The 17,135-nt window shown below is 71.9% G+C and carries 18 protein-coding genes; 4 read left to right on the top strand and 14 right to left on the bottom strand.

Features of this window, described 5'->3' with window-relative positions:
* Positions 1–83 precede the first annotated feature (83 nt).
* The 8 genes from ACFXOA_RS25610 to ACFXOA_RS25645 all read right to left on the bottom strand — a co-directional run bounded on the left by ACFXOA_RS25610 (position 84) and on the right by ACFXOA_RS25645 (position 7,605).
* On the bottom strand, positions 84–857 hold the full coding sequence (locus tag ACFXOA_RS25610; protein ID WP_385033032.1) for a DUF3159 domain-containing protein: 774 nt from the start codon (positions 855–857) through the stop codon (positions 84–86).
* 3 nt (positions 858–860) lie between these two features.
* Complete coding sequence (locus ACFXOA_RS25615) at positions 861–1,277, bottom strand: OB-fold nucleic acid binding domain-containing protein (RefSeq protein ID WP_385033035.1); 417 nt, start codon at positions 1,275–1,277, stop codon at positions 861–863.
* Between the two features lie 86 nt (positions 1,278–1,363).
* Positions 1,364–2,056, bottom strand: coding sequence for a response regulator (locus tag ACFXOA_RS25620; protein ID WP_385033038.1), 693 nt, complete (start codon positions 2,054–2,056; stop codon positions 1,364–1,366).
* A 79-nt stretch (positions 2,057–2,135) separates the two neighbouring features.
* Entirely contained in the window at positions 2,136–4,679 is a 2,544-nt protein-coding gene (locus tag ACFXOA_RS25625) for an ATP-binding protein (RefSeq protein ID WP_385033041.1), read from the bottom strand.
* Between the two features lie 154 nt (positions 4,680–4,833).
* Positions 4,834–5,574, bottom strand: coding sequence for an ABC transporter ATP-binding protein (locus tag ACFXOA_RS25630; protein WP_385033044.1), 741 nt, complete (start codon positions 5,572–5,574; stop codon positions 4,834–4,836).
* A gap of 153 nt (positions 5,575–5,727) precedes the next feature.
* On the bottom strand, positions 5,728–6,492 hold the full coding sequence (locus tag ACFXOA_RS25635) for a DUF3710 domain-containing protein (RefSeq protein ID WP_385033047.1): 765 nt from the start codon (positions 6,490–6,492) through the stop codon (positions 5,728–5,730).
* Between the two features lies 1 nt (position 6,493).
* On the bottom strand, positions 6,494–7,021 hold the full coding sequence (gene dut / locus ACFXOA_RS25640; protein WP_362539369.1) for a dUTP diphosphatase: 528 nt from the start codon (positions 7,019–7,021) through the stop codon (positions 6,494–6,496).
* Positions 7,021–7,605, bottom strand: a complete 585-nt coding sequence (locus tag ACFXOA_RS25645; protein WP_385033050.1) for a PaaI family thioesterase — start codon at positions 7,603–7,605, stop codon at positions 7,021–7,023. The genes dut and ACFXOA_RS25645 overlap by 1 nt, the downstream gene beginning before the upstream one ends.
* 58 nt (positions 7,606–7,663) lie before the next feature.
* Here ACFXOA_RS25645 and ACFXOA_RS25650 point away from each other — a divergent pair, with 58 nt between their 5' ends.
* A complete protein-coding gene (locus tag ACFXOA_RS25650; protein ID WP_385033053.1) occupies positions 7,664–8,119 on the top strand; it encodes a DUF3093 domain-containing protein in 456 nt (151 codons plus the stop codon).
* A gap of 50 nt (positions 8,120–8,169) precedes the next feature.
* Here the strand turns inward: ACFXOA_RS25650 and ACFXOA_RS25655 are convergent, their stop codons facing one another.
* The 4 genes from ACFXOA_RS25655 to ACFXOA_RS25670 form a co-directional block, all read right to left on the bottom strand.
* Positions 8,170–9,123, bottom strand: a complete 954-nt coding sequence (locus ACFXOA_RS25655) for a hypothetical protein (RefSeq protein ID WP_385033056.1) — start codon at positions 9,121–9,123, stop codon at positions 8,170–8,172.
* Between the two features lie 13 nt (positions 9,124–9,136).
* Positions 9,137–9,433 (bottom strand): DUF4193 domain-containing protein, encoded by a 297-nt coding sequence (locus ACFXOA_RS25660; protein ID WP_003965732.1) that lies wholly within the window; start codon positions 9,431–9,433, stop codon positions 9,137–9,139.
* Between the two features lie 404 nt (positions 9,434–9,837).
* Positions 9,838–11,070 (bottom strand): sensor histidine kinase, encoded by a 1,233-nt coding sequence (locus tag ACFXOA_RS25665; protein WP_385033059.1) that lies wholly within the window; start codon positions 11,068–11,070, stop codon positions 9,838–9,840.
* A 7-nt stretch (positions 11,071–11,077) separates the two neighbouring features.
* Positions 11,078–11,731 (bottom strand): response regulator transcription factor, encoded by a 654-nt coding sequence (locus tag ACFXOA_RS25670; RefSeq protein WP_385033062.1) that lies wholly within the window; start codon positions 11,729–11,731, stop codon positions 11,078–11,080.
* A 362-nt stretch (positions 11,732–12,093) separates the two neighbouring features.
* Between ACFXOA_RS25670 and ACFXOA_RS25675 the strand changes: the two genes are divergently transcribed.
* Complete coding sequence (locus tag ACFXOA_RS25675; protein WP_385033065.1) at positions 12,094–12,267, top strand: hypothetical protein; 174 nt, start codon at positions 12,094–12,096, stop codon at positions 12,265–12,267.
* 203 nt (positions 12,268–12,470) lie between these two features.
* Here ACFXOA_RS25675 and ACFXOA_RS25680 read toward each other — a convergent pair whose 3' ends face one another.
* Entirely contained in the window at positions 12,471–13,271 is an 801-nt protein-coding gene (locus tag ACFXOA_RS25680; RefSeq protein WP_385033067.1) for an inositol monophosphatase family protein, read from the bottom strand.
* Between the two features lie 78 nt (positions 13,272–13,349).
* Positions 13,350–14,474, bottom strand: coding sequence for a ferrochelatase (locus tag ACFXOA_RS25685; protein ID WP_385033070.1), 1,125 nt, complete (start codon positions 14,472–14,474; stop codon positions 13,350–13,352).
* A gap of 123 nt (positions 14,475–14,597) precedes the next feature.
* Here ACFXOA_RS25685 and ACFXOA_RS25690 point away from each other — a divergent pair, with 123 nt between their 5' ends.
* Positions 14,598–15,842 carry an MFS transporter gene (locus tag ACFXOA_RS25690; RefSeq protein ID WP_385033073.1) on the top strand — a complete coding sequence of 415 codons (1,245 nt, stop codon included), beginning with the start codon at positions 14,598–14,600 and terminating at the stop codon, positions 15,840–15,842.
* Complete coding sequence (locus ACFXOA_RS25695; protein WP_385033076.1) at positions 15,802–17,121, top strand: D-arabinono-1,4-lactone oxidase; 1,320 nt, start codon at positions 15,802–15,804, stop codon at positions 17,119–17,121. Before ACFXOA_RS25690 ends, ACFXOA_RS25695 begins: the two co-directional genes overlap by 41 nt.
* Positions 17,122–17,135 lie beyond the last annotated feature (14 nt).

Below are 17,135 nucleotides of genomic sequence, written 5' to 3' on the forward strand. Positions count from 1 at the left end.
GGACCGTGGGTACGGTCCGGGCCCCACTCACTGCGGGCGTCGAGGCCGGAGTCGGTGCGTCCGGCCTGCTGCGGGCGTCGGGGTCAGAGCTCGGTGCGTCCGGCCTCCGCGGCCCGGTCGGCGCGCTGTGCGGCCTTCCGCTCCTTCTCGGCCTGCTCCTCCGCCTCCATCTCGGCGAACACGTCGATGGGGGGCGGCGCCTTGGCGAGGAAGACCCAGGTCAGATACACCGCGAGCAGGAAGGGCGGGATCTTGAGCGCGACGAGTACCCAGCCGAGCTGGGTGGTGTCGGCCCACCAGTAGAGCGGGAAGAGGATGGCGCACTTGGCGAGCAGGATCAGGCCCCAGGCGTAGCTGGCCTTGGCGTACGCCTTCTTGCGGCCCGGGTTCCTGGTGCGCCAGGAGAGGTTCTCCTTGAAGACGGGCCCGAGGATCAGCCCGATCAGCGGCACACCCGCCAGCGTGGTGACGAGGTAGGCGAGGGCCAGTCCGAGCGTGTAGATCATGCCCGGCAGGTAGAAGTCCTTGGCGTTGCCCGTCATCTTCGCGAAGAGCACACCGAACGCCACGCCGAAGACGCCGCTGAAGGCGTGCTTGACGGTGTCCTTGCGGAGCAGCCGTACGACGACGAGCAGCAGGGAGACTGCCAGCGCGGCGACCGCCGAGGCGGTCAGGTCCTTGTTGATGGTGAAGATCGTGACGAAGAGCAGCCCGGGCAGGACTGTCTCCACCATGCCGCGCACGCCGCCGAACGCCTCGAAGAGCGCGGCTTCGGTGACCGCCTTCGCGTCGGCGTCCTGCTGGTCGGTGCGGTGGTGCTGGTCCGTGTCGGACGTCGGCTTGTCGAGAGACGTCACCGGCTACTCCTTGCCGAGCGGTCGGAGTTCGTATTTGGGGTTGAACAGCACCCGGCGCCCGTGACTGACGGCCACGCGTCCCGAGGCGATGAGCTTGCGGCCCGGTTCGATGCCGACGATGGACCGCCGGCCGAGCCAGACCACGTCGAGCGGCGCCGTCCCGTCGAAGAGCTCCGCCTCCAGCGCGGGTACTCCGGCGCGCGGGCGCAGGGTGACGGTCCGCAACGTACCAGTGACCTTCACGATCTGGCGGTCCGAGCACTCCGAGATACGGGTGCACCCCGATGCGTGCGAGTCCTCCCGCAGCTCCTCGGACTCGAGGTCCTCCTGGGAGCTGGACAGACGGTCGAGCATGCGGCGGAAGCGGCCGGACGGCCTCGAAGCCCTGTCTGACTTCTCGGATCGGGGAACAGCGCTCATACCCGAAGGGTACCGGTCTCCCGGGGTGCAGGCGGGCCCCCGCAAACACCACCCGAACGAGCGAAGACCTATCGATCCGGCACAGTTCACCCTCGCTCGAACCGGTATCCCATCCCCGGCTCGGTCACGAAGTGCCTGGGGTGGGAGGGGTCCCGCTCCAGCTTGCGGCGGAGCTGCGCCATGTAGACCCGCAGGTAGTTGGTCTCGGTCCCGTACGACGGCCCCCAGACCTCCTGGAGCAGCTGCTTCTGGCTGACGAGGCGGCCCGCGTTGCGGACGAGGACCTCCAGCAGGTGCCACTCGGTGGGCGTCAGGCGCACGTCGCGGCCCTCCCGGTGGACCTTCTTCGCCGCCAGGTCGACGGTGAACCCCTCGGTCTCCACCACCACCATGTCGTCACCGCCCTCGGGGCCGGCCGGTTCCGCCCGGCGTACGGCGGCGCGCAGGCGTGCCAGCAGCTCGTCCATGCCGAACGGCTTGGTGACGTAGTCGTCGGCACCGGCGTCCAGCGCCTCGACCTTCTCGTCGGACGTGTGCCGGGCGGAGAGGACGAGGATCGGCACCCGGGTCCAGCCGCGCAGGCCGCGGATGACCTCGACGCCGTCCATGTCCGGCAGGCCGAGGTCGAGGACGACGACGTCGGGGTGGCGGGCCGCGGCCAGCTGCAGGGCGGTCGCGCCGTCGGGTGCCGCGTCCACCTCGTACTTGCGCGCCTTGAGGTTGATCACGAGGGCGCGGACGATCTGCGGCTCGTCGTCGACCACGAGGACCCGGGTCATCGCGGACCTGCCTTTCCGGAATACGTGTACGGGGTGGAGACCCCTGGGACGGGCCCCTGGGCCGGGTACGCCCGGGGTCTCATGAGGTGAGGTGCGACGGAGGCACCGGGCCGGCCCTCGTCTGCCCGGGCGCGGCCGTGAGGGTGAGGACCATGGTGAGCCCGCCTCCCGGGGTGTCCTCGGCGTCCAGGGTGCCTCCCATGGACTCGACGAAGCCGCGGGCGACCGCGAGGCCGAGACCCACCCCGGCGCCGCGCGGAGCGTCGCCGTACCGCTGGAAGGGCTCGAATATGCGTTCCTTGGCCTCGTCGGGGACCCCGCGGCCGCGGTCGGCCACCCGCAGCTCGACGCGTTCGCCCAGCGCGCTGGCGGCCACGGTGACGCGTTCCCGGCCGGGGCTGTACTTGACGGCGTTCTCGACGATGTTGGCGACGGCGCGCTCCAGCAGCCCGGGGTCGACAGCGACCATCGGCAGGGTCTCCGGGATGTCCAGGTCGACGCTGTCCTCCGGTACTCCGCCGAGCGCCATCGGGACCACCTCGTCGAGGTCGATCTCGCGGATCAGTGGGGTGACCGTGCCGGTCTGCAGGCGCGACATGTCGAGCAGGTTGCCGACCAGGTGGTCCAGGCGGTCGGCCCCGTCCTCGATGGCCGCGAGGAACTCCGCCTCGTCCGCGGCGGACCAGGCGACGTCGTCGGAGCGCAGCGAGCTCACGGCGGCCTTGATGGCCGCCAGCGGGGTGCGCAGGTCGTGGCTGACGGCGGCGAGGAGCGCCGTCCTGATCCGGTTGCCCTCGGCGAGGCGCCTCGCCGCCTCCGCCTCCCCCACCAGGCGCTGGCGGTCCAGTACGACGGCCGCCTGGGCGGCGAACGCGCCGAGGACCCTGCGGTCCTCGGCGGGCAGCACGCGGCCGGACAGCGCGAGCGCCATGTTGTCGCCGACCGGCATGTCCACATCCGCGTCGTCGGGCCGGGTCACGGGCGCCGGTCCCACTGATCCGGCGCAGGTCCACGGGTCGACGTCGCTGCGCCGCTCCAGGAGTGCGACGGACTCCATGGCGAAGGTCTCGCGGACCCTGTCCAGCAGGGCGTCCAGGGCGGTCGCCCCGCGCAGGACGCTTCCGGCGAGCGCGGAGAGGATCTCCGACTCCGCGCGCAGGCGCGCAGCCTGGTGGGTACGGCGGGCCGCAAGATCGACCACGGAGGCGACCGCGACCGCCACCGCGAAGAAGATCACGATGGCGACGAAGTTCTCCGGGTCCTGCACGGTCAGGGTGTGGGTGGGCGGGGTGAACCAGTAGTTCAGGAGGAGCGAGCCGGCGGCGGCGGACGCGAGGGCGGGCGCCAGCCCGCCGAGGAGCGCGGCGGCCACGGTCAGGAAGAGGAAGAGCAGGACGTCGTTGGCGAGCCCCGGGCCGTTCTCCATGCCCCGCAGCAGCAGGGTCAGGAGCGCCGGCCCGCCGACGCCGGCCAGCCAGCCCCAGACGATCCTGGTCCGGCTGAGGCGCGCGCCGCGCGCGATGGGCAGCCCGCGCCCCTTGGCGACCTCGTCGTGGGTGACGATGTGCACGTCGAGGTCGGGCCCCGACTCGCGGGCGACGGTGGCACCCACCCCCGGCCCGTAGACGTACTGCCAGGTCTTGCGGCGGCTGGAGCCGAGGACGACCTGGGTGGCGTTGACGCCCCGGGCGAAGGCCAGGAGCGCGGTGGGTATGTCGTCGCCGATGACGTGGTGGAAGGAGCCTCCGAGGTCCTCGACGAGGGTGCGCTGCACCGCGAGTTCCTTCGGTGAGGCCGAGGTCAGTCCGTCGCTGCGGGCGATGTACACGGCGAGGATCTCGCTGCCGGAGCCCTTGGCGGCCATCCGGGAGGCGCGGCGGATGAGGGTGCGGCCCTCGGGGCCGCCCGTGAGCCCGACGACGATCCGCTCGCGGGCCTGCCAGGGGGCGCTGATGTCGTGCTCGCCCCGGTACTGCTGGAGGTACTCGTCCACGCGGTCGGCGACCCAGAGGAGGGCGAGCTCGCGCAGGGCGGTGAGGTTGCCCGGCCGGAAGTAGTTGGACAGGGCGGCGTCGACCTTGTCCGACTGGTAGACGTTCCCGTGGGCCATGCGCCGTCGCAGCGCCTGGGGGGACATGTCGACGAGCTCTATCTGGTCGGCCCGCCTGGCGACCTCGTCGGGGATGGTCTCCTGCTGCCGCACCCCGGTGATGGACTCCACGACGTCGCCGAGGGACTCCAGGTGCTGGATGTTGACGGTGGAGACCACGTCGATGCCCGCCCGGAGGAGTTCCTCGACGTCCTGCCAGCGCTTGGCGTTGCGGGAGCCGGGCACGTTGGTGTGGGCCAGTTCGTCGACGAGGGCGACCGCCGGTGCCCGCCGCAGGACGGCGTCGACGTCCATCTCGGCGAAGACCGCGGAGCGGTACTCGATGTCGTGCCGCGGCACCTGCTCCAGGCCGTGGAGCAGGACCTCGGTGCGCGGGCGGTCGTGGTGCTCGACGACCGCGACGACGCAGTCCGTGCCCCGCTCAACCCGGCGATGGGCCTCGGACAGCATCGCGTACGTCTTGCCGACGCCGGGTGCCGCACCCAGGTAGATCCGAAGCTTGCCGCGCGCCATGGCCCCATTGTCTTCTCTGAACGGGCTTCCGCCGACACGGGAGCCGTTCTCGAAGTTACCCCGAGAATTCCGGGCACAAGGGACACGGACCCCGCGACGGGGTCCGTATTGACGCGATTCTGATGCGGGGCTCCGCCCGGGGGCGGGCGGAGCCTCAGGGCCGCGCGTGCTCGACGATGTGTCCGTCGCTGAGCTCGAGCACACGGTCGGCGAAGCCCAGCAGCTGCGGGTCGTGGGTGGCCACCAGGACGGTGACGCCCTCGCCGCGTACGACCGCCCGGAGCAGCTGCATGACCGCCAGCCCGGTCTCCGCGTCGAGCTGCCCGGTGGGTTCGTCGGCGATCAGCAGGGCCGGACGGTTGGCGAGGGCGCGGGCGATGGCCACACGCTGCTGCTGACCGCCGGAGAGCTCTCCGGGACGCTGCTGGGCGTGGTCGCCGAGGCCGACCAGCGAGAGCAGCAGCGCCACCCGCTCGTCCCGCTCGTGCGGGTCCGTCCTGCGCAGCCGCATGGGCACGCCGACGTTCTCCGCGGCTGTCAGGATCGGTATGAGTCCGAACGACTGGAAGATGAAGCCGATCCGGTCCCTGCGCAGTCCGAGCAGGCCGTCCTCGTCCAGCTCGGAGAGATCGGTGCCGTCGACGGTGACGCGGCCGCCGTCCGGGGTGTCGAGTCCGCCCACGAGGTTGAGCAGGGTGGTCTTGCCCGACCCGGAACGCCCCTTGAGGGCGACGAGCTCACCGCGCGGGATCTCGAAGGAGACCCCGCGCAGCGCGTGGACGGCCGCGGCTCCGGACCCGTAGGACCGGTGCAGGTCCTCGATCCGCACCATCGGGCCGGCGCCCGGACCGCCGTCGAGTACCGCGCCGGCGCTTGCGTCGGTGCTCCGTGTCATCGTTCCCCCCTGCGTACGCGGCTGCCGTCCGCCGCTCCCTCGGCAGCCGCCAGTATCGCCAGCGGCCGCCCTTTCGGGCAACGGCTAGAGAAGGCCGGTGGGCCGCACCCCTCCCCGGGATGCGGCCCACGGCGGGTTCGGGCCCGGTCGCCGTCAGCGGACCTCGGTGATCTCCGGTCCGCGCTGGAGCTGTCCCATTCCGCCGGAGAACTTCGAGTTCTCCTGGTCCTCCTGCTGGACACCCTCGGGCACCATCTGGGCGTCCTCGGGAAGCTTGAGGACGATCGGGTCGCGCGGGGCCATCGGGCCTTCGCCGCGGACCACGACCGTGTCCCGGAAGATGGTCTCCAGCAGCCCGGCGGCCTCCGGCTGCACCGCGCCCTGGCCGGAGATCACCCCGCGCAGGAACCAGCGCGGTCCGTCGACGCCGACGAAGCGCACCAGCTGCACACCGTTCTTGCCGTCCGGGAGCTGCACGGGCACCTGGGCGCGCAGTTCCCAGCCGAGGGGGCCCTCGACCTCGTCGATGACGCCGCCCTGCTGGGTGATGCCGGAGGCGATCTCCTCGCGCACCTCGCCCCAGATGCCCTCCCGCTTGGGGGCGGCGAAGGCCTGGAGCTGGATGGCGCTGTCGCGGAGCACGACCGTGGCGGCGACGATCGCGTCACCGGCCACCTCCACCCGGAGTTCCATGCCCTCGACGCCGGGCACGAAGATGCCGCCGAGGTCGACCCTGCCCTCGCCGGGCCTGGAGACCTCGGAGAGGTCCCACGGCCCGTCGGGACGAGGGGCGGGCGGAAGGCTGGTGCGGCCGCTCTCGGCCCCGGCGCCGTCGAGCTCGTCGGCGACCTGCTCGGCCTCGCGCGCTTCGTCCGCCGAGTCCTTGGCGGAACCACTGTTCTTGCGACGTCCGAACACGTCAACGTCCTTCCCGGTCGGATACGACCGAAGCGTAGCTGTTCCCACCCTGGGTGTTACCGCCCGTGACGCCGTCCACTGCGGCGTGACCGCCGGTGGATCCGAAGCCTCCCCCTGCCCGTGCCGAGCCGGGGAGTTCCGTCACCTCGTGGAAGCGCACCTTCTCGACCTGCTGGACGACCAGTTGGGCAATCCGGTCGAACCGTTCGAACCTCACGGTCTCGCGTGGGTCGAGATTGACCACGATGACCTTGATCTCCCCACGGTACCCGGCATCGACCGTCCCTGGGGCGTTCACGAGGGCCACTCCGCAGCGGGCCGCGAGGCCGGAGCGGGGGTGCACGAAGGCGGCGTACCCGTCGGGCAGGGCGATCGACACCCCGGTCGGGAGCACCGCCCTCTCACCTGGGGCGAGTTCCGCGGCCTCGGTGGTGACCAGGTCGGCGCCGGCGTCGCCCGGGTGTCCGTAGGCGGGGATCGGCACGTCCGGGTCGGTCCGGCGGATGAGTACGTCGACGGGGTGGCGCATCAGGGGTTCACCTCGAAGGCGCGGGCCCGCCTGACCTGGTCCGGGTCGGACATGGCCGCCTGGATCTCCTCGGGCCGTCCGTTGTCGATGAAGTGGTCCACCTTGACCTCGATGAAGAGGGCTTCCGCGCGTACCGCCACGGGCCCTTCCGGGCCTCCGGTCCGCCCCGTGGCACGGCAGTAGATCTTCCGGCCGGCGACGGCCGTGGCCTCGGCCTCCAGGAAGAGCACGGTGCCCACCGGGACGGGCAGGACGTAGTCGGTCTCCAGCCGCCCGGTCACCGCGATGACCCGGAGCAGCCAGCTCAGCGCGCCGAGCGTCTCGTCCAGGGCCGTGGCCAGGACACCTCCGTGGGCGAGGCCGGGGGCGCCCTGGTGGGCGGGCTTCACGGTGAACTCGGCGGTGACGCTCACGCCCTCGCCGGCGGTGGCCTGGAGGTGCAGTCCGTGCGGCTGACCGCCCCCGCAGCCGAAACAGTGTTCGTAGTGGGAGCCGAGCAGCTCACCGGGCGCGGGAGCGTCGGGATGCCGGACGGGCGCCACCGCGCCCTCGGGGGGTGTCAGACGTGCAGATGTTCCACTCACAGGCGCAGACCTTACCCGCGCCGCCGCTCACGGGGCGCGCCGTGCCAAGCTTGCTTGCATGCAGCCTTCCGCACCTCCCTTCGACGAACGCCTCACCGCGCCACGCTCGTGGTGGCTCATCGCGTTCGGAATCGGCGTCGCCTGCGCTCTGATGCTCCTGCCGCTCGGCCTGCTGCCCATGCTCGGCGGTCTCGTCGCCGGTACGGCGGCGGCGTGCGCGGGCGTGAGCTCGTACGGCTCCGCGCGCATCCGGGTCGTGCAGGGCGCGCTGGTGGCGGGCGATGCCCGCATCCCGCTGGAGGCGCTCGGTGACGCCGAGGTGCTGGACGGCGAGGAGGCGCGCGCCTGGCGCACGTACAAGGCGGACACCCGCGCGTTCATGGTGCTGCGCAGCTACATCCCGACGGCGGTGCGGGTGAAGGTGACCGACCCGGCCGACCCGACGCCGTACGTCTACCTGTCGACCAGGGAGCCGCAGGCCCTGGTGGCGGCACTCGCACCCGTACCCGCCTGAGGAGCGGTACGCCGGCACCCGGCCGGGGAGGCCGACGGCGGGCCCGCGGATCAGCGGCCGGGGTCGTCGAGGCCCTCTGGGAGCTCCTTGGCGGGCCGCGCGGGCTGTTCCAGCGGGGGCAGCTCCGTGAGGCGGTCCCAGGGCACCTGATGGCGCCGGAGGTCGTTCCTGACCCGGTCGGCGAGCTTCCTGGTGTCCCGCCGGTTCATCATCGCGCCGACGGCCGCACCGATCATGAACGGGATGAGGTTGGGCAGGTCGCGCACGGTGCGCTTCATGATCTGCTGACGCAGTTCGCGCTTCATCTGGCCGCCCAGGGCGGCGTTGAGCGTGGTGGGGCGCGAGACGTCGATGCCGCGCTCCTCCGTCCAGGCCGTGAGGTACGCGGTGCTGCGCTGCCCGAGGTTGCCCGGGGGGCGCCGGCCGTAGACCTCGTGGAGCTCGGCGACGAGCTTCATCTCGACGGCGGCGACGCCGGTGATCTCGGCGGCCAGTTCGGCGAGCATCGCCGGTGGTACGGGCATCATCGCCGCGGCCCCGATGCCCGCTCCGACGGCGGCGGTGGCGCCGCACGCTCCCGCGACGAGCTTGTCGGCGAGCTCTTCGGGGCCGAGCCCCGGGAACTGCCGGCGCAGGGTGGCGAGGTCCCGTACGGGGATGCGTGGGGCCGTGTCGATGATGCGGTCGGCGACCACGCCCACGGCGGCCCTGGCGCTCTCCCTGCTCCTGCGTACGCCCCGCTTCAGTGAGTGGAGCCGCCCCGGGGCGTCCGGGGACGCCGGTCCGTCCTGACCGGCCTCCTGGGACCCATCGGCCGCCTCCACCGCCTCGAGCGAGGCCGGACGGCCCCGCTCGTCGTCAGATGTGCCGTGCGAGGCGGGCAGGGCGGCCTGGTGCTCGGCAGCGGGGCTGTCGCCCTCTGCCGGGACTGCGCCGCCCTGTCGGGCCTCCGACGACTTGGTGCGCCGCAGGCGCCGCTTCCGGAACGGTGTGTCGCCTGCCACGGCCGACCGGCCCTCAGTCGCAGTCGCGGCAGATGGGCTGGCCGTTCTTCTCGCGTGCCAGCTGGCTGCGGTGGTGGACGAGGAAGCAGCTCATGCAGGTGAACTCGTCGGCCTGCTTGGGCAGGACCCGGACGGCCAGCTCCTCGTTGGAGAGGTCCGCGCCGGGCAGCTCCAGTCCTTCTGCGGCGTCGAACTCGTCGACGTCGACGGCCGATGCCGTCTTGTCGCTCCGACGGGCCTTGAGCTCCTCAAGGCTGTCCTGGTCGACGTCGTCGTCGGTCTTGCGTGGGGTGTCGTAATCCGTTGCCATGTCGCTCTCCCCCTCTTGGGTGTCTGCGGTGTCTCAGCGCACGTAACGCGTGAGAGGCCGGACTTGTGCCCGACCTGAGGCGGAGATTTTGCCTCACATCAAGGTCTGTTACTCAATCGACACCCAACCGGATCCCTCATGAGCGATCAGCTTGGGTGGCGATGGGGACCGTACACGGTCCTGATACTGCGGTTCACGGGCGCCACCCCGTGTACTTCCCGTGATATCGGCCCCCGGAAACCCGGACGATTCCAGGCTTTCGGGCGGAGACGCCATCACGGAGAGTAGATCTACGGAAATTCGCTCCTGTGATCGATCACACAGGGGCGGAAGGGGAACACGGTTCGAAAATTCCGCCCAAAGCGAACAGAGTCATCGAATGTGACGTCATCACGTGAAGCCTCTCAGACCGGCAGGGTGACGCGCATCACGAGACCTCCGCCCTCGCGGGGCTCCGCGATGATACGGCCTCCGTGCGCCCGGGCGACGGATCGCGCGATCGACAGGCCGAGCCCGACGCCCTTGTCGCTGCCCGTCCGCTCCGTGCGCAGCCGCCTGAACGGCTCGAAGAGGTTGTCGATCTCGTAGGCGGGCACCACGGGACCGGTGTTGGAGACGACCAGCACCGCCTGCCCGTGCTGGAGCTCCGTGGAGACCTCCACCCAGCCGTCGTCCGCCACGTTGTAGCGGACGGCGTTCTGCACGAGGTTGAGGGCGATGCGCTCCAGGAGGACCCCGTTGCCCAGGACGACCGCCCGGGCACGCTCCCCGCGCACCTCCACGGCCTTCGCGGCCGCCTCGGCCCTGGCCTGGTCGATGGCGCGGTCCGCCACCTCGGCGAGGTCGACGGGCTTGCGCTCGATGATCTGGTTGTCGCTCCGGGCGAGCAGCAGCAGCCCCTCGACCAGCTGTTCGCTGCGCTCGTTGGTGGCCAGCAGCGTCCGTCCCAGCTGGTGCAGCTCCGGTGACGCCTCGGGGTCCGAGAGGTGGACCTCCAGCAGCGTGCGGTTGATCGCCAGGGGTGTGCGCAGCTCGTGCGAGGCGTTCCCGACGAACCGCTGCTGAGCCGTGAAGGCGCGCTCCAGGCGGTCGAGCATCTCGTCGAAGGTGTCCGCGAGCTCCTTGAGCTCGTCGTCCGGTCCGTCGAGCTCGATCCGCCGGGTGAGGTCGGTGCCCACCACGCGGCGGGCGGTACGGGTGATCCTGCCCAGCGGGGAGAGCACCCGGCCGGCCATCGCGTACCCGAAGGCGAACGCGATGACGCTGAGGCCGACCAGTGCGAGCAGCGACCGGTTGAGCAGGGAGTCGAGCGCGTGCTCGCGCTGACGGTTGACGCAGGCGTTCATCGCGGCGTTGAAGTCGTCCGGACTCGCCTTGGTCGGCAGGTCGCACACCTCGCTGGTGACCTGCCCGTTCACGACCTGGAACGGCAGGTCACTGCCCACGTTCAGGGCCTGGGCGGCCAGCATGTAGATGATCGAGAGCAGCAGGATGCCCGCGATCAGGAACATCCCGCCGTAGAGCAGGGTGAGCCGTATCCGGATGGTCGGACGCAGCCAGGGGTAGGGACCGTCCTGCTGCTTGGGTTCCCACGTCGGTTTCGGAGGGGCCGTGACCGGCCCCGGGGAGGCTGCCATCACGCCCTCAGATCCGGTAACCGGAGCCGGGCACGGTGACGATGACGGGCGGCTCGCCGAGCTTGCGCCGCAGGGTCATGACCGTCACCCGCACCACGTTGGTGAAGGGGTCGGTGTTCTCGTCCCAGGCCTTCTCCAGCAGCTGCTCGGCCGAGACGACAGCGCCCTCGCTGCGCATCAGGACCTCCAGGACGGCGAACTCCTTGGGGGCCAGCTGGATCTCCTGGTCGTCCCGGAAGACCTCGCGGCGGTTGGGGTCGAGCTTGATGCCGGCCCGTTCCAGCACGGGCGGCAGGGCGACCGTGGTGCGACGCCCGAGGGCGCGCACCCGGGCGGTCAGCTCGCTGAACGCGAAGGGCTTGGGCAGGTAGTCGTCCGCGCCGAGCTCGAGACCTTCGACGCGGTCGCTGACGTCTCCGGACGCGGTGAGCATCAGCACCCGGGTGGGCATGCCGAGCTCGACGATCCGGCGGCAGACGTCGTCCCCGTGCACGACCGGGAGGTCCCGGTCCAGCACGACGACGTCGTAGTCGTTGACCCCGACGCGCTCGAGGGCGGCGGCTCCGTCGTAGACGACGTCCACGGCCATCGCCTCCCGGCGCAGCCCGGTGGCCACGGCATCGGCGAGCAGCTGCTCGTCCTCGACGACGAGTACGCGCACGGCGCAGTCCTTCCCTAGATCTCCGAAAAACGTCGGGCGGCCCTCGAAGCGGCCGCCCGCCGCACGCCGGCGGCACCGGCTGTGCGCGTCCATCCTGCCCGTTACACGCATAAACCGGCGGTAAGGCGGCGCACGGTGGGACGGGAGGTCCGGGAATCGATCGGAATTCCGGGCCAGTTGAGGTTTCCGGCCGCTCCGTGGCGGGGAGGACGGTCTCACACCCGCGATCACGCCATGCATGTGGCGTACCACAGCCCGTCCTGCTTCCAGAGGGACTGCGTGATCACCCGCACTCCGGCCCTCGGACCGGAGGACCACCGGGCACACCCCCGTGCCACCGACCCACGACGAGGGGGCGCTTCATGGACGCTTTCACCGCAGGTCTGCTGCAACGGATCAGGACCACCGAATCCGACCTCACCAGGGCTCGCGAGACGGGAGACGACTTCCTCGCGGACGTCGAGCAGGGAGAGCTCGACGACCTGCACCGCCTCGCCGCCGAGCACGGCGTGGAGATCAACGCCTCGACCGTCTGAGCCGCCGCCGGAGGGCCCTGGGGATCCGTCGTGGACACCCGGGGCCCTCTCGCACGTCCAGGGCCTGTCCAGCACGCTCAGGCGGCACGCGGGAAGCCTCCGGCGACGCCCCTTCCGGGTGTCGGCCGGGAGGGTGTGCGGGCGGGCCGCCCGGGGTGGCTCGGCCGGTGTGTCCGCCGCGCACACCGGCCGAGCGGGGCTCCTCAGTCGTGCCAGGCGCCGAATTCCTCCAGCAGCTCCTGCAGCGGTCCGAAGACGCCGGGTGAGGCCGCGACCGTCAGGTCCCCGTCTCCGGGCCGGCCCGGCCTGCCGCCGGTGAGGGCGCCCGCCTCCCGGGCGATCAGGTCGCCCGCGGCGACGTCCCACGGGTGCAGCCCGCGCTCGTAGTAGCCGTCGAGCCGGCCCGCGGCGACGTCGCAGAGGTCGACGGCGGCCGATCCCCCGCGCCTGATGTCCCTGAGCAGCGGGATCAGCCGCTGGGCGACCGCCGCCTGGTGGGTGCGGACCTCGGTGACGTAGTTGAAGCCGGTCGACACGAGGGCCTGGTCGAGGGGGGCCGCGGGGCGGCAGCGCAGCGGGTCGCCGTTCCCGTACGCCCCGCCGCCGAGCACCGCGTGGTAGGTCTCGCCCCGCATCGGGGCCTCGACCACACCGACGACCCGCTCGCCGTCCCGCTCGGCGGCGATGGAGACGGACCAGGTGGGAAGGCCGTAGAGGTAGTTGACGGTGCCGTCGAGCGGGTCGATGACCCAGCGGATGCCGCTGCTGCCGGCGGCACTGGCGCCCTCCTCGCCGAGGAAGCCGTCGTCCGGGCGGTGATCGGAGAGGTAGCCGGTGATCAGCTTCTCCGCCGCGATGTCCATCTCCGTGACGACGTCGATCGGACTGGACTTCGTCGCCGCCACCCCGAGGTCGGCGGGACGGCCGTCGCGCAGCAGGGCGCCCGCCCGGCGGGCGGCCTCCAGGGCGAGGTCGAGCAGTTCGGACAGGAGTGGGTCGGTCACAACGCTCCAGAGTGTGTCGCGTGGCCGGGCGGGCCGTGTGCGCGCCGCCCGGCGGGGGCCTGCGGTCGGAGAGCGGGGTCAGAACGGGCTGTCGGCGCCCGCCGCCGCGGGCTTGGGCGCCCGGGCCGGGCAGCAGCCGACCGGGCAGAGGTCGTGGGACGGGCTCAGCGCACCCAGGGCGCAGGGCGTGACGGGGCGGCCCTGCTCGGCCGCGGCACGCTCCAGGACGAGCTCGCGCACCGCTGCGGCGAACCGGGGGTCCGCCCCCACCGTCGCGGAGCGGCGGACCGGGAGTCCGAGCCCGGCGGCCTTCGCCGCGGCCTCGGTGTCCAGGTCGTACAGCACCTCCATGTGGTCCGACACGAAGCCGATCGGGGCCATCACGACGGCCGGGACGCCGTCACCGTGGAGCGTCTCGAGGTGGTCGCAGATGTCCGGCTCGAGCCACGGGATGTGAGGGGCGCCGCTGCGCGACTGGTAGACGAGCCGCCACGGGTGCTCGACGCCGGTCTCCTCACGGACGGCCTCGGCGATCGTCCTGGCCACGTCCAGGTGCTCGGCGACGTACGAGCCGCCGTCGCCGTGGGTCTCCACCGGGCCCGAGGTGTCGGCCGCCGCCGTCGGGATGGAGTGTGTGGTGAAGGCGAGGTGCGCCTCCGCCCTGACGTCCTCGGGGAGCTCGGCCAGCGAGGCCAGTACGCCGTCGACCATGGGCCGGACGAATCCCGGGTGGTTGAAGTAGTGCCGCAGCTTGTCCACCCGCGGGACCGGAAGCCCTTCGGCCTCCAGCACGGACAGGGACTCCGCGAGGTTCTCGCGGTACTGGCGGCAGCCCGAGTAGGAGGCGTAGGCGCTGGTCGCGAGGACGGCGATCCGGCGGTGCCCGTCCGTGACCATCTCGCGCAGGGCGTCGGTCAGGTAGGGGGCCCAATTGCGGTTGCCCCAGTAGACCGGCAGTTCGAGGCCGTGCCCCGCGAAGTCCTTGCGGAGCGCGTCGAGCAGCGCCCGGTTCTGGGCGTTGATCGGGCTCACGCCGCCGAAGAGGAAGTAGTGCTTGCCGACCTCCTTGAGCCGTTCTTCGGGGATGCCCCGGCCGCGGGTCACGTTCGCGAGGAACGGGACCACGTCGTCGGGGCCTTCGGGCCCGCCGAAGGAGAGCAGCAGGAGGGCGTCGTACGGAGCGGGATCACGCGGATCGGACATGCACCCGATCCTGCCACCCGTCGGCGGCACCGCGGCAACCGCCGTCGCCGGGGCCGCGGCGCGGCGGGGGCCGTAAGCTGTGTCGGCCCCTCGCACACCTGACAGGCCCTTCCGGAGCGTCCCTTGCCCAGTCCCTACCGCGCCGTCTTCGAGGCTCCGGGAACCGGGAGGTTCTCGGCGGCCGGGTTCATCGGCAGGATGCCGCTCTCCATGATGGGCATCGGCGTGGTGACGATGGTCTCCGAGCTCACCGGGCGCTACGGGCTGGCCGGGGCGCTCTCCGCGACGCTCGCCACGGCGGCGGCTGTCATGGGCCCCCAGGTCTCGCGGCTGGTCGACCGGTACGGGCAGCGCCGGGTGCTGCGTCCCGTCTCGCTGTTCGCCGCCGCCTCGGTCGCGGGGCTGCTGGTCTGCGCCCAGCAGCGTTTCCCGGACTGGACCCTTTTCGTCTTCGCGGCGGGGGCGGGCTGCGTGCCCAGCCTCGGGTCGATGGTGCGGGCGCGGTGGGCCGAGATCCACCGGGGATCCGGGCGGCTGCTGCACACCGCGTACTCCTGGGAGTCGATCGTCGACGAGGTGTGTTTCATCTTCGGGCCGATCGTCTCGATCGGCCTGTCCACCGCCTGGTTCCCGGAGGCGGGACCCCTGCTCGCCGGGGTGTTCCTGCTCGCCGGTGTCTTCTGGCTGACGGCCCAGCGGGCCACCGAGCCCCGGCCCCACCCGAAGGAGCACCACACGGGCGGATCGGCCCTGCGGTCGAGGGGCCTCCAGGTGCTGGTGATCACCTTCGTCGCCACGGGTGCGATCTTCGGGGGGATCGACGTGGTGACCGTGGCCTTCGCCGAGGAGAGGGGCCACAAGGCGGTGGCGAGTCTCGTGCTCGCCGTCTACGCGCTGGGCTCCTGCCTCGCCGGGGCGGTCTTCGGACTGCTGCGGCTGCGGGGCAAGCCGTCGAGGAGGTGGCTGGTGGGAGTGTGCGCGATGGCCGTGAGTATGATCCCCCTCCAACTGGCCGGGAGCCTGCCGTTCCTGGCCGTGGCGCTCTTCGCCGCGGGCCTCGCCGTCGCACCGACCATGGTCACCACGATGGCTCTCGTCGAACAGCACGTACCCCGCACGCAGCTGACCGAGGGCATGACCTGGACCAGTACCGGACTCGCGGTCGGAGTGGCGCTCGGCTCCTCCGCCGCCGGCTGGGCCGTCGACGCCTCGGGGGCGGAGTCGGGGTACGCGGTGCCCGTCGTGGCGGGGGCGATCGCGGCCGCGGTGGCGTTCCTGGGGTATCGCCGGCTCTCGGAGCCGGTACCGACTGGAGGGCGCGGGCAAGATGACCGACACCTACGCACGGACGGCGCGCACGTGGCGTAACTGGGCGGGCAACGTCACCGCCCGGCCCGCCCGCGTCGCGTCCCCCGCCTCGGTGGACGAGCTCGCCGACGTGGTGCGCAGGGCTTCCGCGGAAGGGCTGACCGTCAAGCCCGTCGGCACCGGCCATTCGTTCACCACGGCCGCGGCGACCGACGGCGTCCTCATACGCCCGGACCTGCTGACCGGGATCCGGGACATCGACCGGGCGGCGATGACCGTGACGGTCGAGGCAGGCACCCCGCTGAAGCGGCTCAACGCGGCGCTCGCCCGGGAGGGGCTCTCCCTGACGAACATGGGCGACATCATGGAGCAGACGGTCGCCGGCGCCACGTCCACGGGCACCCACGGCACCGGCCGCGACTCGGCGTCGATATCCGCGCAGATCCGGGCGCTGGAACTGGTCACCGCCGACGGTTCGGTCCTGCGCTGCTCGGCCGACGAGAACCCGGACGTCTTCGCGGCCGCCAGGGTCGGCCTCGGCGCCCTCGGCGTGGTCACCGCGGTCACGTTCGCCGTCGAGCCGGTCTTCCTTCTCTCGGCCCGCGAGGAGCCGATGCCCTTCGACCGTGTCACCGCCGACTTCGACCAGCTGGTCGCCGAGAACGAGCACTTCGAGTTCTACTGGTTCCCGCACACGGGCAACTGCAACACCAAGCGCAACAACCGCAGCTCGGGTCCGGTGGCGCCCGCGGGGCGGGTCAGCGGCTGGATCGAGGACGAGCTCCTCTCCAACGGGGTCTTCCAGCTCGCCTGTTCGCTGGGCCGGGTGGCGCCGGGGACGATCCCCTCGATCGCCAGGATCTCCAGCCGGGCCCTGTCCGCCCGTACGTACACGGACATCCCGTACAAGGTGTTCACCAGTCCCCGCCGGGTGCGCTTCGTGGAGATGGAGTACGCCCTGCCCCGTGAGGCGGCCGTGGACGCCCTGCGCGAGCTGAAGGCGATGGTGGAGCGCTCACCGCTGCGGATCAGCTTCCCGGTGGAGGTCCGCACGGCGCCCGCCGACGACATAGCGCTCTCGACCGCCTCGGGCCGGGAGAGTGCGTACATCGCGGTGCACCTGTACCGCGGGACCCCGCACCACGCGTACTTCACCGCGGTCGAACGGATCATGACCGCCTACGAGGGCCGCCCCCACTGGGGCAAGCTCCACACCCGGGACTCGGACTACCTCTCCCGGGCCTATCCCCGGTTCGGTGAGTTCACCGCCGTACGCGACCGGCTCGACCCGGACCGGCTCTTCGCCAACGACTACCTGCGCCGGGTCATCGGCGCCTGAGCCGAGGCGCCCCG

It is taken from the genome of Streptomyces sp. NPDC059166 (genome assembly GCF_042755185.1).
Classification (GTDB): domain Bacteria; phylum Actinomycetota; class Actinomycetes; order Streptomycetales; family Streptomycetaceae; genus Streptomyces.